General features: G+C 42.5%; 14 protein-coding genes. 5 read left to right on the top strand and 9 right to left on the bottom strand.

Annotated features, from left to right (window positions below):
- Positions 1 to 270 precede the first annotated feature (270 nt).
- From B5F91_RS00270 to B5F91_RS15080, 9 genes are all read right to left on the bottom strand, one after another.
- Positions 271 to 1,395 carry an aminotransferase class III-fold pyridoxal phosphate-dependent enzyme gene (locus tag B5F91_RS00270; protein WP_087427132.1) on the bottom strand — a complete coding sequence of 375 codons (1,125 nt, stop codon included), beginning with the start codon at positions 1,393 to 1,395 and terminating at the stop codon, positions 271 to 273.
- A gap of 113 nt (positions 1,396 to 1,508) precedes the next feature.
- Positions 1,509 to 2,477, bottom strand: coding sequence for an N-acetyl-gamma-glutamyl-phosphate reductase (gene argC / locus B5F91_RS00265; protein ID WP_087427131.1), 969 nt, complete (start codon positions 2,475 to 2,477; stop codon positions 1,509 to 1,511).
- A 9-nt stretch (positions 2,478 to 2,486) separates the two neighbouring features.
- Entirely contained in the window at positions 2,487 to 2,678 is a 192-nt protein-coding gene (locus B5F91_RS00260; RefSeq protein ID WP_087427268.1) for a PspC domain-containing protein, read from the bottom strand.
- Positions 2,679 to 2,976: 298 nt separating this feature from the next.
- Positions 2,977 to 4,182 carry an argininosuccinate synthase domain-containing protein gene (locus B5F91_RS00255; protein WP_087427130.1) on the bottom strand — a complete coding sequence of 402 codons (1,206 nt, stop codon included), beginning with the start codon at positions 4,180 to 4,182 and terminating at the stop codon, positions 2,977 to 2,979.
- A gap of 185 nt (positions 4,183 to 4,367) precedes the next feature.
- Positions 4,368 to 4,934: a GNAT family N-acetyltransferase gene (locus B5F91_RS00250; RefSeq protein WP_087427129.1), complete on the bottom strand. Its 567-nt coding sequence runs from the start codon at positions 4,932 to 4,934 to the stop codon at positions 4,368 to 4,370.
- A gap of 23 nt (positions 4,935 to 4,957) precedes the next feature.
- Positions 4,958 to 5,437, bottom strand: a complete 480-nt coding sequence (gene argR, locus B5F91_RS00245; RefSeq protein ID WP_087427128.1) for an arginine repressor — start codon at positions 5,435 to 5,437, stop codon at positions 4,958 to 4,960.
- Positions 5,438 to 5,542: 105 nt separating this feature from the next.
- Entirely contained in the window at positions 5,543 to 6,199 is a 657-nt protein-coding gene (locus tag B5F91_RS00240) for a response regulator transcription factor (protein ID WP_158099870.1), read from the bottom strand.
- Entirely contained in the window at positions 6,189 to 8,081 is a 1,893-nt protein-coding gene (locus B5F91_RS00235) for an ATP-binding protein (protein ID WP_087427126.1), read from the bottom strand. The genes B5F91_RS00240 and B5F91_RS00235 overlap by 11 nt, the downstream gene beginning before the upstream one ends.
- Positions 8,082 to 8,198: 117 nt before the next feature.
- Positions 8,199 to 8,336: a hypothetical protein gene (locus tag B5F91_RS15080; RefSeq protein ID WP_158099869.1), complete on the bottom strand. Its 138-nt coding sequence runs from the start codon at positions 8,334 to 8,336 to the stop codon at positions 8,199 to 8,201.
- Positions 8,337 to 8,562: 226 nt separating this feature from the next.
- On the opposite strand from B5F91_RS15080, the gene B5F91_RS00230 reads away from it, so the two are divergent.
- Genes B5F91_RS00230 through B5F91_RS00210 form a run of 5 tightly spaced genes read left to right on the top strand, consistent with a single transcriptional unit; the run spans position 8,563 to position 14,287 of the window.
- A complete protein-coding gene (locus tag B5F91_RS00230; protein ID WP_087427125.1) occupies positions 8,563 to 9,387 on the top strand; it encodes a hypothetical protein in 825 nt (274 codons plus the stop codon).
- Between the two features lie 48 nt (positions 9,388 to 9,435).
- Positions 9,436 to 9,762 carry a hypothetical protein gene (locus B5F91_RS00225; protein ID WP_087427124.1) on the top strand — a complete coding sequence of 109 codons (327 nt, stop codon included), beginning with the start codon at positions 9,436 to 9,438 and terminating at the stop codon, positions 9,760 to 9,762.
- A gap of 13 nt (positions 9,763 to 9,775) precedes the next feature.
- On the top strand, positions 9,776 to 10,516 hold the full coding sequence (gene grpE, locus B5F91_RS00220) for a nucleotide exchange factor GrpE (RefSeq protein ID WP_087427123.1): 741 nt from the start codon (positions 9,776 to 9,778) through the stop codon (positions 10,514 to 10,516).
- Between the two features lie 28 nt (positions 10,517 to 10,544).
- A complete protein-coding gene (locus B5F91_RS00215; protein ID WP_087427122.1) occupies positions 10,545 to 12,152 on the top strand; it encodes an Hsp70 family protein in 1,608 nt (535 codons plus the stop codon).
- Positions 12,153 to 12,166: 14 nt separating this feature from the next.
- Positions 12,167 to 14,287, top strand: a complete 2,121-nt coding sequence (locus tag B5F91_RS00210) for an Hsp70 family protein (protein ID WP_087427121.1) — start codon at positions 12,167 to 12,169, stop codon at positions 14,285 to 14,287.
- Positions 14,288 to 14,293: the final 6 nt, after the last annotated feature.

The following is a 14,293-nucleotide window of genomic DNA, read 5'->3' as shown; positions in this document are numbered from 1 at the left end:
TACTTGCTATAATAATAAAGAAGAGGCTGTCTTAAAATAGAAATAGGCTTTCATTTTGAGACAACCTCTTCGTTTTTTATGTATCTCTGCAAATAGCCGATTTTGCACAGTCCGATAAATGGTGTTACAATATGTCATAGAGTGCTTGTCTTTGATTGACAATGCAAAGATAAGCCAGAAGACAGGAAAAGGAACACACGTTCGGAACTGTTTCAAATTTGTTTGGAATCTGTTCGGTAATTCTCTAAGAGAACATATTTTTTCGCTGTGCTACTTTAAAACATTTTGTAAGCGAGTCAGGAACTCATCGGCTTCTGCCATGCTGAGGCAGAGAGGCGGAAGCAAACGGATAACGTTCGTGCCACTTACACCGGTGAATACCTTTTGTTCGAACAGCAATTTGCGGCGCAGTTCCTTTATCGGTTCTTCAAATTCCATACCAATCATCAAGCCGCATCCGCGCACTTCCTTGATGCCTTTGAATTTCTTCAGCTCTTCTAATAGATGTGCGCCGACCTTGGCTGCATTTTCTACCAAATGCTCTTCTTTCATTACGTCCAATACGGCAATGGCTGCTGCACAAGCTAAGTGGTTGCCGCCAAAGGTTGTGCCGAGTTGTCCGTAAACGGGCTTGAATTTCGGGCTGATTAATACACCTCCCATCGGGAATCCGTTGCCGATGCCTTTGGCTACGGTAATCATGTCGGGACGGATGCCGCTGTATTGGTGGGCAAAGAATTTTCCGCTCCGTCCATAGCCCGATTGGATTTCGTCCAATATCAGTACGGTATTGGTTTCATCGCAGGCTTGGCGCAAGGCTTGCATAAATGCGGTGTCTGGCACTTGAATGCCGCCCACTCCTTGAATGCCTTCGATAATCACGGCACATACATCTCCCTTAGCCAATTCGGCTTTCATCGCTTCCGTATCGTTCAGCGGGAGGTAAGTGACGTGCTGGTTGGCATTGATAGGCGCGATGATTTTCGGGTTATCGGTCACTTCCACTGCTAACGAGGTACGTCCGTGAAAGGCTTTGCAGAACGAAATGACGCGGGTGCGTCCGTTGTAGAACGAAGCTAATTTCAGAGCGTTTTCATTCGCTTCGGCTCCCGAATTGATTAAGAACAGCTGGTAATCGTCATAGCCGCACATTGCTCCCAAGCGGTCAGCCACTTCCTGTTGCAGTTTGTTGATAACCGAGTTTGAGTAGAATCCCAATGTAGCTACTTGCTTGCTGATGGTTTCTACATAGTGCGGGTGTGCATGGCCGATGGAGATAACGGCGTGTCCTCCGTAAAGGTCTAAGTATTCCTCGCCTTTATCGTCCCACACGTGGCATCCTTTTCCCTTGACAATGTTGATGTCGAATAAGGGATATACATCGAATAGTTTCATAATTCTTTTATAATAAAGTTTGGAACACAGAGTCACAGAGACACGGAGTTCTTTGTTCAAAATTAAATCTCTGTGTCTTTGTGTCTCTGTGTTCAATAAAAAACATTCTTCATTTAAAAAGCACTCGGCTTTAATCTCAGCCCTACCGTTTCTTCTAAGTTGAACATCAGGTTCATGTTGTGGACCGCCTGGCCGCTGGCACCCTTCAACAAGTTGTCGATGCAAGAAACGATGAGCAATTTATCTTCGTGTTTCTCTAAGTGAATCAGGCACTTGTTGGTGTTGACTACTTGTTTCAGGTCGATGCTCTTTTCTACAATATGCACAAACGAGTCTTCGGCATAATATTCTTCATACATTTTTACGATTTCGGGCAGTTCCACCTTGGTCTTTACAATGGTCGTAGCAAAGATGCCTCGGGCGAAATCGCCTCGGTAGGGGATGAACGTAATATCCGCATCGAAACTGTTTTGCAATTGTTTTAGTGATTGGCGTATTTCCGGCAGATGTTGGTGCGTGAACGGTTTGTAAATGCTCAGGTTGTTATTGCGCCAACTGAAATGGGTTGTTGCTCCCGGTTTTACTCCGGCTCCTGTACTTCCCGTAATAGCATTCACCGTGATGTCTCCCTTCAGCATCAAGTGTTTGGCTAATGGGAGCAAGGCAAGCTGGATGCAGGTCGCAAAGCAGCCCGGATTGGCTATATGCTTGCTATGGCAAATCGTGCGCCGGTTCAGTTCGGGCAAGCCATATACGAAGTCGTGGTCTTCACTGGCGATGCGATAGTCCATGGAGAGGTCGATAATCTTTAACTCTTCGGGCAGGTTATGGCTTTCCATGAATTTGCGTGTGTCGCCGTGTGCCGTACAGAAGAAAAGCACATCTATTTCGTCCAGCGGAAGTTCATCGGTGAACACAAGGTCGGTTTCGCCATACAATCCTTCGTGGACATCAGTTATTTTATTTCCGGCATTACTCGAACTGTTGATAAACCGGATTTCTACATCGGGGTGGTTAATCAACAGACGAATCAGTTCGCCTGCCGTATAACCGGCTCCTCCTATTATTCCTACTTTAATCATGGGCGTGTGTTATTTCTCTTCGGGGATGATTATCCATAATAATAAATATACGATTACTCCGGCAAAGGCGGTGAATACCGTAAGTAAGGCATACGCAACCCGAATCAGTGTCGGGTCAAGTCCGAAATAATTAGCGATTCCGGCGCATACGCCAGCCAGCATTTTGTTGTTTTGCGGGCGGGTTAGTCTTTTTCCTTCCATAGTCGTGTTGTTTTTTTTGTTATATTTATGAATCTCCGCAAATTGCCAATGTAGGGGCGTATTGCATACGCCCTGCATACACCAACTTATCCATGTGGATGTTTTCGGGCGTATGCGATACGCCCCTACAGTTAATTGGGTAAAATGGGGATATTCATATAATTTTATAATTGATTAGAAATGAAATACGAAAAATCATTTGTCATGCTGAACGTAGTGAAGCATCTCGGATGCATCTACGTGGGTGTGTACGAGATCCTTCACTACGTTCAGGATGACAATACATACATTATTCCAATTACATCATTTCGTCTTTATGGTTTGCATAATACGCTCTGAGCGGTGTGGACAATACCTTGATGAAACCTTTGGCGTCTTCTGCTGTCCAGCCTTTCTGCATTTCGCCGTATTCGCCGAACTTGTTCTTTACCAAGTCGTCTTGCGATTCTACGCCTACGGTAGAGAAGCAATAGGGGCGGAGTTCGAGGATAGCCGTACCGTTTACGTTACGTTGTGATTCGGTCAGCATGGCTTCGATGTCGCGCATCACCGGTTCCAAGTATTGGCTTTCGTGCAAGAACATGCCGTACCAGTTGGCTACCTGGTCTTTCCAATATTGTTGCCATTTGCTCAGCGTATATTTTTCCAAGAAACGGTGTGCGCCGATAATCAACATCGGAGCCGCGGCTTCAAATCCTACACGTCCCTTGATGCCGATGATGGTATCGCCTACGTGCATGTCCCGGCCGATTCCGTAGGGTGCTCCGATTTCTTCCACCTTCTGAATGGCTTTGATTTTATCGTCGAACACTTCTCCGTTTACGGCATACAGTTCGCCTTTTTTGAACTCTAACTTCAGTAGTTCGCTTCCTTCTTTGGTTACTTGTTTCAGGTATGCGCTTTCGGGCAAGCCTTGTGCGGAATCCAAGATTTCGCCTCCACAGATAGAAGTTCCCCAAATACCTACGTTATACGAATATTTCAGTTTGGTGAAGTCGGCTTCGAATCCGTGCTCTTTCAAGTAATTGATTTCATAGTCACGGCTCAATGCCATATCACGGGTCAAGGTGATGATTTCCACGCCCGGTGCCATTACCAAGAAAGTCATGTCGAAACGCACTTGGTCGTTTCCCGCGCCGGTAGAGCCGTGTGCAATGGCATGCGCTCCGATTTCATTGGCATAGCGTGCAATGGCAAGTGCCTGGAAAATACGTTCCGAGCTTACCGAGATAGGATAAGTTCCGTTACGCAATACGTTTCCGAATATCATGTATTTCAAGCTTTTGGCATAGTATTCTTGTGTTACATCGAGGGTGACGTATTTTACTGCCCCCAGCTTGTAAGCGTTTTCTTCATTCTTTTTCAGTTGTTCGGCACTGAATCCGCCTGTGTTGGCACAAGCGGCATATACTTCATATCCTTTTTCTTTTGCCAGATACATCACCGTGAACGAGGTATCCAGTCCGCCGCTGAAAGCAACGACTACTTTTTTCTTTTCTTCCATAAGGCTTATATGTTTATGTGGTTTAATTCATTGTATATAGTCAAACGCAGAGACGCAAAAGCGCAAAGTTTTTATTTTTAGAGAAAGCAAAGCGCACGGAGAGAAACATTTGGCTTTGTGTCCTTTGCTCTCTCTAAAATAGTTTCTTTGCGTCTTTGCGTCTCTGCGTTCGATAATGAGCACAGTCAGAAATTCGTTTCCTTATCGTCCGTATGCAATGCCGGGTCATAGAGCATGGCGGTACAGATGCAGAACTTCCGGTTCTTTGCCATTAGTATTTCGTGGTTGATGCATCCTTCGCATCCTTTCCAGAAGGCATCGTCATCGGTCAGCTCGTTGAAAGTCACCGGTACATATCCCAGTTCGGTATTCATTTTCATGACGGCTGCTCCCGAAGTAAGGCTGAATATCTTGGCTTTGGGCCAACGGAGGCGGGCAAGGGTGAACGAAGCGTGTTTGATTCGTTTGGCAAGTCCGCATCCACGGTATTTGGGGTGGACTATCAATCCCGAAGTGGCTACATATTCTTTATTTCCCCATGATTCGATGTAAGTGAAGCCTGCAAACTCATCTCCGCACAAGGCGATGATTGCTTTCCCTTCCTTCATCTTTGTTGCGACATATTCGTGAGTGCGTTCGGCAATTCCCGTGCCACGCACTTTGGCTGCTTCGCGTATGGTATCCAAGATTGTATCTACGTATGCCTCATGCGAAGCGTCTGCCACCATTACGTCTATTTGTTTCGAGTCCATTTTTTGGTTAGTTTTATATTCTATTATTGGTTGATATTTACTATAATGTGAGCCAGTGCCTGCTTTACGCTGGTGCGGGTGCTTCCCTCGCGCAATACCAGCATAATGGTGTCATCTCCGGCAATGGTTCCGATAATTTCGTGGAAATGATTGTTGTCGATGTCGTAAGCCAGACTGCTGGCATATCCGGGCCGCGTCTTGATGACGGCGATGTTTCCCGAAAATTCAATGGATACGAAGCCGTTGTGACGAAGCATTTCCGATGCTTTTTGAGGCTCGGTCATGCGTTTGTACATCGTGTTGTTGGGCAAGACATACACATAGTTGCCGTTCATGCTGGCGGCTTTGGCTACTTTTAGTTGCTTCAGGTCGCGTGAAAGCGTGGCTTGAGTCAGCTGGAAACCTTCTTTTTCCAACTCTGCTAAAAGTTCTCCCTGATTCCCGATTTCCTTGCTGGAAATAATCATCTTAATGGAGTCGAGTCTGTTATTCTTACTTTTCATCGTGCATATTTATTCTTCAATCGGGTGCAAAGATACGTATATTATTGAAACAATATGCATATATATGACTATTTTTTAGTAAAATCTTGTATATATTTTACCTGTTCATGCATTTAGTTCTTCATTGAAAAGCCCCTTGCACTTGTAAACGAGTTCTGCCACATTCTTGGCATCCATTTTCTCAAGAAGCTTTTTACGGTGTGTCTGTACTGTATTTTGGCTGATATGCAAACGCTCGGCTATTTGGTTGGTGTTTAGTCCTTGATTGATAAGGGTGAGTGTTCTTTTTTCAGTTTCAGACAATTCGTATGAGTGTTTGGGGATTTCTCCGTCTCTTTTTTGGGCTAAGATGCTGAATATCTGGCTGAAATACTTTTCCCCGTTTCGGATAGCATTGATCGCTGAATAAACGTTGTCCGTATCGGCTTGTTTGGATAAGGCGCCGAATATAAACGGATGTATATCCGCATCGCATAGCTTAATGGCTATCCAAGGCTCTTCGTGCATGGTGTATATTAAGATGCGGCATTGGGGCAGGGATTTGTGTATCGTTCGGATAAGGTCGAGGGCGGAAATCCCTGGAATCTCTAAATCGGTGATACACAGGTCGAATTTCATTTCTGCAAGGATGCTGTTCAGTTCTTTTAATGTATTGGCTATGGTGCACGATACATCTTCGTGGGCATGGATAAGTTCTTTTAAGTAGTTGCTCACGATAGGGTGGTCATCAATGATGAGTATAGAGTAACGGTTATTGCTCATGGGGGTCAAGTTTAAAAGTAAGGATAAATCGGTTTCCTGTTTCATCGCTTTGCGTTTCAATCGTAGCCCGGATTGCTTTGGCACGGTCGTTTATGGTGCGGAGTCCGATGCCTTTTTCTTCCGTTGGTGAAGATGCTTTCGGTCGGGGTTGCCCGTTATCGGTAATCTGTAAAATGCAATTTCCGTTGGCGTCTTTTTCCAGACAGAGCGTGATGTGCGAGGCATGGGTATGCTTCACGATATTCATTGTAACCTCTTGTGCGATACGATATACTTCGCGGGCTATCCGGTCGGACAATGTTTGAGGTTGGGCTGGGTTCGACGCTAGGTCGTTATAATCAATGCGGACGCCCGTATGTTCGCTTAGTTTTTGGGTGTAATGTTGCAGGATTTCGTTCAGGCTGAGCCGTTCAAATTCGGGCGGCATCAGTTCGTGCGAAATTGCCCGCACGTTTTCCCGCACTTGTTTGATAGATTCGGTCAGCACCTCATCCTTTTCCAGCCGTGCTTTCATTTCCAGGGCAAGGAGGTCATTGGCAATGCCGTCGTGGAGTTCTTTGGCGAAGTGCCGGCATTCTTCTTCCAGCCCTTCGATGTAGCTTTTCACCGCTTCCAATTCTTTTTCCCGCTTCATCAGGAGCAGTTTCCGTTCGGCTGTTTTCCGCCTTTGGTGTTGGGTGAACAAGAGTACGCAGAGTACAGCCAGCCCTACGATGATGGCTATGGTTATTTTCAGCAATCCGGCTTCTTGCTCCAGCACCTTTTCGCGGAGCCGGATGATTTCCAGTTCCTTTTCCTGTGTTTCGTATTTCACTTTCACCTCTGCCATTTGCGAAGTGACTTCCCGCTTGGCAAGCGAGTCTGCCCACATCCGTGCGCTATCCATGTAGGCAAAGGCTTTTTGCGGATTTCCCAAATGGTGGTAGCAGACCGCCATTTTCTCGAAAAGCGATTTGCGTTCGCTTCCCGTGGGGTTGGTGTAGAGGTAGATAAAGTCTTTCAGGGCTTCGGCATACCGTTTCTGCTCGTAGTTCGCCAAGCCCCGTGTCTGGATGAATCCCACGGCAGATACGTTGTGAGGCGGAAGCTCTTTCAATAGCTTGTTCCCTATACCTATATAATAATTAATGGAGTCGGTCTGCCCTTTGCGCTGGAAATAGCGGTACATGCCGGGGATGCAGCGCACCTTCCATTCCGCGTTTCCGTCCGGACCGCAAGCTAACCGCCACGCTTCTTTAATTGATGTGCCCGACTCCTCCATTTTCTCCATTTGCGCCTGGATGACCGACCTTACTTGCCACGTTGCGAATGTCGTAAGTACATCATCGGTCTGCAATACATTTTGCAAGGCATTTTCGATGTGCTTTTCCGCGTCTTCATACCGTTGCAGGTTGAAGTAGAACACCGCCATATTCAGGTTGAGGTTTCCTATCCAACTTTTGTCTCCGTATGCTTGGGCTGCATCCAGTGCCTTGTTGTAAAAATACAGGGAAGAATCTTGCTGGTTGAAGCGGTGATAAAGCACCCCCAAGTCGTTGTACACACTGACATGCTTTTCCAAATCCTCCACTTCAGGCAGGTAAGGAAGCACGCTTTTCTTCATCTCCAGCGAGCGTTTCAGTTCGCCTACATAAAAGAACAACGTAGCCTGTTCGTTGAGCAGAATCGGGTAAACGGGTGATTCGGTGACCCCTTCCGTGGCAAAAGCCCGGTCGAAACAGAGTTGTGCCGAGTCGTATTCGCCTTCCTCCATGAGCGAAGCCGCCTGGTCGTAGAGGCGTGACAAAATCGTGTCGGTAGGTATATTCTCCGCCCTGCTTTCGGACACGAATACCGCGAAAGCGAAAATCAGAGCGAGGAGATGTCGATAATATGCGTACATAACGGTCTATTATGGTTAACTGAATGCAAAAATAATAACAAATTTGCGATTTTGTTCTACCTGCCCGCTTTTTTCTTTCATTTTTGTATAAAACCGGATAAGAACCCTGCCAGAACGTCAGAGGACTTCTGCCAAAAATGCATACGGCTTCATCGCCCGACGAAGCCGTATGTGTTCGCCAATGCATCCTGCTTCGTAGGTCGATGAAGCTGAGTTTGTTGAGAGAAGGATTTCCCCATTTTCGATTCCCACCAAATTTTTTTAGTCAAAATACCGGATTTCCACCAAATTTTTTTCACCATTTTCCCCGATTTCCACCAAATGTTTCGGCTTTCCCTTACAGATTCCGAAAAGAAATAAAATTCATTTTTCTTGAAAAATCACTGTTTTGGGTGATAAATTGGTATTTGAAAAATGTTTTAATTTGCAAAAATGAATTTTGATTGAATAAACATTTTATTTAATTTAAAGGTAAGGTATTATGAATATTTTAATTATTTGCATTGTTATTGTTGCTGTTTATTACTTTTATAAAAGGCGCAAAAATAAAAAAAGTGAAGGTGGATATGTGGCAGCGAATGCCTCTTTAGGTCAGATTATTCCATTTTCAGACCAACAACTTCAAGAAACATCCAATAAAAATCCAGAAGTTAAGGCTTTTGAGAAAATTAAAGAATTGGAAAAACAATATGGGGACTCACTTCGTGAAGGACTAAATGCGCTTTTTTCTAATTTGCTTCTTAAAGGGAACAGAACTTTAAGCGGTAAAACTTCACAATTAGGTCGTCAGGTTGCTGAAACGGTAGCCACGATTGATAATCGCTATATTATCTCCATTTTCAGAGGTAATCCAGATGCATATCAAGAATGGTGGCTTAATGCACTTGTGATTCTCAATGGCATAATTATTGACAATCAACAATCTCCTAAGCAAACAGCATTATGGATGGACATGACAAAGGATTTTAATGATGTAAATTCTATTCTTGAAAGAAATGATATTCTAAAAAAGATGAGCGAAGGCGAGATAGATGAACTTGAATCATTCATTGATGACCCTATTAAAAATATTCACCGAAATATAAAAATAAAATATCGTACAAGTTCAGTCGGGCTTTGGTATTATGAAATGCAAGGCGGATATAAATATTTTCGAACAGATTTAAGTCCGGATTTTCTTACAAGATTAGTGGAACTCTTTATTGCTTCAGTAGCTGTTTTACAGAATCCGAATGTTGCTTTATGGCGTTGTGATTTAGAGAAATATGGTTTGCCAGGCGTTGAAAAGATAGAGAGGGTGCTATAATGTAGAAAATTATATGTTTGGTTGATTCTGATATTTTTAATCATCAATATGAAAGATCATGTAAGAGATAAGTTAAGGGCTCAATACGAAGAATATCGTAATGAATATGATGAAACTTCATGGAAAGCGGAAAAAGCAACTTCTGCTTGTAATGAAGCGAAAAATGAATATGATTTTCATACGCAAGAAGCTTCTGGCGCATGGGGACAATCCGCTCCAAGCAATACCGAAGAAAAGAGGGCAGAACTTCGTGATAAATACAGAGACAAGGAAGCTGAGATGCGCGATGCTTTATATGAAAAAGAAATGGCCAAACAGCGTATGGAAGAAGCGCAAAAAGAATTGGAGGATTATGACCAAGAAGTAGGATATTAAAAATGTAGACAATATGGAAGAAAAAGAACGAACTGAAATCCAGCAAGAGGATTTGATAATTGAAGGTCCTATTGGAGAAATGAAAGACGACAACTGTCAATCTGAGACAAAGGTTGAATCTAAATTGGAAGAAGCGGAGACTTCAGGGGTTGATTCTGAAACTGATTCCGACCCGATGATAGAACCTCAAGCAGTACCGCCAGTTGTTGAATCTGAAGTGGAGGAAAATGGTGAAGAAAGTGTGGCAGAGCCAGAACAAAAAGCGTTAGATTTGCTTAATGTGGAACAGATGCTTGTAGCTTTGAATGATAAATTTGAGCAAAAAATAGCTGTTGACGCTCATAAGAATGAGTTGTTTGATAAAATGTATGCAGAATTATCTGTTTATAAAAAAGACATTTATGCAAAATTGCTTTTGCCTTTCATAAACGAGACCGTTCTGCTTATAGAAGATTATAAACGTGTCCTTTCTCGGATAGATGAAAATACGCCTTCAAGTAAAATCTTGGATTATCTCAAAAATGTGCCAAATGATTTGGAAGAGCTTCTTGAAAACAATGGCGTAGAGTGTTTTAATGATGAAAGTGAACATTTCAATCCTAAAACCCAACGTGCTTTAGGAGTCGTAAAGACAGAAGAAACAGCGCAAGACAATACCATTGCAGAGCGTGTGCGTAAAGGATATTGGTGGCAGGGTAAAATCATTAGACCCGAAGGGGTAAAAGTTTATAAATATACATCCATATCAGAATGATAATAGTTTAATAATTAATTTATAGTTTATGGCAAAAATTTTTGGTATAGATTTAGGTACGACCTATAGTTGTATAGCTTATGTGAATGATTATGGCAAACCTGAAGTTGTTAATAATCAAGAGAGTTCGCCTGTGACTCCTTCTGTAGTGGCGTTTGAGGAAGGTGGTAATTATTCTGTTGGTGATTCTGCTAAAAATACATTGAGTACGGAACCGGAACATGTATGTTCTGTTGTTAAACGCCAAATGGGAAGACGCGATTACTCATTTGATGCTTTTGATAAGTCGTATACTCCAGAGGCCGTTTCGTCATTTATCCTTAAAAAATTGGCAAATGATGCAAGCGAGATTATTGGTGAAGAGGTAAAAAATGTAGTGATAACTTGTCCTGCATATTTTGGGCTTGATGAGCGCAAGGCTACAGAGCAAGCAGGTGTTATTGCAGGTTTGAATGTATTGGGTGTACTTAATGAACCTACAGCCGCTGCGATTTCTTATGGCTTACAGGTAAATACGCCTCAAACAGTAATGGTATATGATTTGGGTGGAGGTACATTTGATGTTACTATTTTAAAGGTTGCCAATGGAGCCATTGAAGTGGTAGCGACTGGAGGTGATCATCAATTAGGTGGAAAAGATTGGGATAACACCATACGTGAATATGTTATTTCTGAATATTGTAAGGAAACAGGACAGTCGAGTGATGAGCTTTATGATGATTTGGAAATAATGGGAGACCTTGAATTGAGATGTGAAACGGCAAAGAAAACATTGACGACCAAGGAAAAAGCTGTAATTAAACTCAATGGAAAGAAAATAGAAATTAGTCGGGATGCTTTTGAACAACAGACAAAGATTTTATTGGACAGCACCATTGATATGACACGTTTAACTCTTGGCAAAGCAGAAAAAAAAGGTTGTACTGTCATTGATAAGATTCTGATGGTAGGAGGTTCAACGAGAATGCCTCAGGTTGAAGCACGATTGCATGAAGAATTTCCAAATTTACCTATTGAATTCTGTGACCCAGACCAAAGTGTAGCAAAGGGGGCAGCTATTTATGGTATGAATATAGCTGCTTTTCCGCAAGCAGAGGAAACAGGGGAAGAAACATCACCGCTTACAAAGAAAGAGCAAGCTGAACTTCAAAAGAATCCTATATTCACCTTGGGTGGGAATGGTGATCAAAAAGGTCCGATTAAAATTGTGAATGTTATAAGTCAGAGTATAGCGGTAAGACTTATTTGTGCGGATAATGTTTCACGTATCGTAAATCAGATTTATAAGAATACTGCAATCCCTCTTCGTTATGAATTGCATGCAGGTACAAATGCAGCAAATCAGACTTCCGTTTTAGTTGAGATTTTCGAAAATGGCAGTGATGAAGAATATGTAGATGAAAGTAAATGCAAGCCTCTGGTTGAAGGCGAACTTGGCCCTCTTCCGCAAGGACTTCCAGCCAATGAACCGATTGATATCGTTTTTAATATTGATCAAAATGGATTGTTAAGCATTGATGTAGAGCATAAGCCAAGCAATGCAAAACGCCACATGGATATCAAGTTAGGTAATATGCTGAGCCAGGAAGAAATAGAAGAAGAAATAAAGAAAGTCAATGCATTGAAAATGCAATAATTGATAAAGAGAGCATGGAACGATTTATCGGAATAGATCTCGGAACGACGTATTCATCGATAGCTACTATCGATGAATATGGTCAGCCGGTAATTGTAAAAACAACGGATGGAGAATCACTTATCCCTTCTGCGGTTTATGTTGATTCTTCCGGTAATGAAACGGCAGGTACCGAAGCAAAGGAGATGATGCAGGCAGGAGTGGAAGATGTGGCCGTGTTTTTTAAACGCTATATGGGGAATAAAGACATGGTGTTTCATTATGCAGGCAAGCCATATACTCCTACAGATTTATCTACTGTTTTGTTGCGGAAGATAAAAGCGGAGGCAGAAGCGAGTCTTGGTAGTCCGGTGACGAAAGCTGTGATAACCGTTCCTGCTTATTTTAATGACATTCAGCGTAATGAAACAATGAAAGCCGGCAGGAACGCCGGCTTCCAAGTGTTACGTATTATTAATGAACCTACAGCAGCTGCCATTACGTATGGGGTCAAATTTCAACCGGGACAACGTGTGTTAGTTTACGATTTAGGTGGCGGCACATTTGATGTTACCGTACTTGAAATGACATTGAAAAGTATAAATGTATTGTCTACAGGTGGGGATCATGAGCTTGGAGGGAAAGACTGGGATGACCAACTTGTCAATTATGTCAGTGAGCAATTTAGACTTGAGCATGGGTTTGATTTGAGTGATTCCATAGAAGCTTATAATGACCTTGCATTCAATTGCGAGAAACTGAAAAAGCAATTATCCGCTAAGGAAAGTAGTTTCATTACTGTAAGATATGAAGGTGTACGAGGAAAATACAGTGTCAGCCGTGCATTATTTGAGCAACTTACCGAACATTTATTGCGTAGTACTAAGTTTATGGCAGAATTTGTACTTGAAGAGGCTGGATTGAAATGGAAAGATATAGACGGGGTATTGCTTGTAGGAGGAAGTACACGAATGCCTATGGTAGAGAACTGGGTGCGCGAGATGTCGGGTAAAGAACCATTACGTGGAGTGAATGTAGACGAAGCTGTGGCTCTTGGTGCTGCGATACAGGCAGGAATAGAAGTTTCACGCCAATTATATAGTTTAGGTGGAATGAACAAGCAACAATATCAATTGGCTTCATCAATGGATATTGTTGATGTGATGAGTCATTCATTAGGTACAATAGCTGTAAGTGAGGATGGGCAAAAATATATAAATTCGATAATCATCTCTAAAAATAAACCTATACCCATAACAGAGCGAAAGGAGTTTCTTCATCATACAAATCCGAATGGTGATAATACATTGGATGTGTATCTGACACAAGGTGAAAGTTCAGATATTAAAAACTGTATAGTAGTAGGTAAATATGTTCTTAGCGGCATTAAACATCAACCCAATGGAACAAAGATAGAGATACGTTACAGTTATGATTTGAATGGTATGGTTGTAGTAGAAGGCATACAACAAGAAACCGGAATAAGTTTGCATGTAGGCAAAGTTGATTTGGATGAGAATTTGGATTGGTTGTATGAGAAACCACGAGGAAAGCACAAACCTTTGTCGATTATTATTGCAATTGATTTATCTGGTAGTATGATTGGTTCACCTGTAGCTAAAGCTCGTGATGCAGCGCGAGAGTTTGTGATGCAGTTGTCTGCTGGAAATCCAAATCTTGAAAATATAGAAATCGGTCTTATGGGATTTGCGGATAAGGCTGAAATGGTATGTCGGAATTCAAATAATGTAAAAGAATTGCTCAAGACAATAAAAAAAATAGATGCAGGTTGGACTAAAAGTTATCCTAATGTAGGAGGTGGAAATGATAATAACCCGCTTGAGGATGCATATCGGAAGTTTAATGATGTTTTTAATAATAAATCAGATAAGAAAAAAATCCTTGTCGTACTTACGGATGGGGTATGGTCTAATTCGCAACGAGCCGTTAAATGGTCCGATCGTTATCGGGAAGAAAGTATGGATATTATAGCAGTGGGGTTCGGAGGTGCCGATGAAAAGTTTTTAAGGCGTATATCTACTTCCAGTGAGAATGCATTGTTGACTGACCTTGATCATCTTGTGGAGTCTTTTGGAAATATAGCTCAAGAGATAAGCCGTTCAGGAGGAACGAAACATTTAAGCTGGAAAAGGTAAAGGTAT

Source organism: Bacteroides sp. An322 (assembly GCF_002161765.1).
GTDB lineage: Bacteria > Bacteroidota > Bacteroidia > Bacteroidales > Bacteroidaceae > Phocaeicola > Phocaeicola merdavium.
Note: the sequence above shows the minus strand (reverse complement) of the source record. Positions and strands in the feature narration are given on the sequence as shown.

Excerpts from the sequence above, each read along its gene's own strand:
- B5F91_RS00250 (WP_087427129.1), bottom strand. The coding sequence starts at position 4,934 with ATGGACTCGAAACAAATAGACGTAATGGTGGCAGACGCTTCGCATGAG.
- B5F91_RS00215 (WP_087427122.1), top strand. The coding sequence starts at position 10,545 with ATGGCAAAAATTTTTGGTATAGATTTAGGTACGACCTATAGTTGTATA.
- B5F91_RS00270 (WP_087427132.1), bottom strand. The coding sequence starts at position 1,395 with ATGAAACTATTCGATGTATATCCCTTATTCGACATCAACATTGTCAAG.
- B5F91_RS00240 (WP_158099870.1), bottom strand. The coding sequence starts at position 6,199 with ATGAGCAATAACCGTTACTCTATACTCATCATTGATGACCACCCTATC.
- B5F91_RS00255 (WP_087427130.1), bottom strand. The coding sequence starts at position 4,182 with ATGGAAGAAAAGAAAAAAGTAGTCGTTGCTTTCAGCGGCGGACTGGAT.
- argC (WP_087427131.1), bottom strand. The coding sequence starts at position 2,477 with ATGATTAAAGTAGGAATAATAGGAGGAGCCGGTTATACGGCAGGCGAA.
- B5F91_RS00235 (WP_087427126.1), bottom strand. The coding sequence starts at position 8,081 with ATGTACGCATATTATCGACATCTCCTCGCTCTGATTTTCGCTTTCGCG.
- B5F91_RS00230 (WP_087427125.1), top strand. The coding sequence starts at position 8,563 with ATGAATATTTTAATTATTTGCATTGTTATTGTTGCTGTTTATTACTTT.
- argR (WP_087427128.1), bottom strand. The coding sequence starts at position 5,437 with ATGAAAAGTAAGAATAACAGACTCGACTCCATTAAGATGATTATTTCC.
- B5F91_RS00210 (WP_087427121.1), top strand. The coding sequence starts at position 12,167 with ATGGAACGATTTATCGGAATAGATCTCGGAACGACGTATTCATCGATA.
- B5F91_RS00260 (WP_087427268.1), bottom strand. The coding sequence starts at position 2,678 with ATGGAAGGAAAAAGACTAACCCGCCCGCAAAACAACAAAATGCTGGCT.
- B5F91_RS00225 (WP_087427124.1), top strand. The coding sequence starts at position 9,436 with ATGAAAGATCATGTAAGAGATAAGTTAAGGGCTCAATACGAAGAATAT.
- grpE (WP_087427123.1), top strand. The coding sequence starts at position 9,776 with ATGGAAGAAAAAGAACGAACTGAAATCCAGCAAGAGGATTTGATAATT.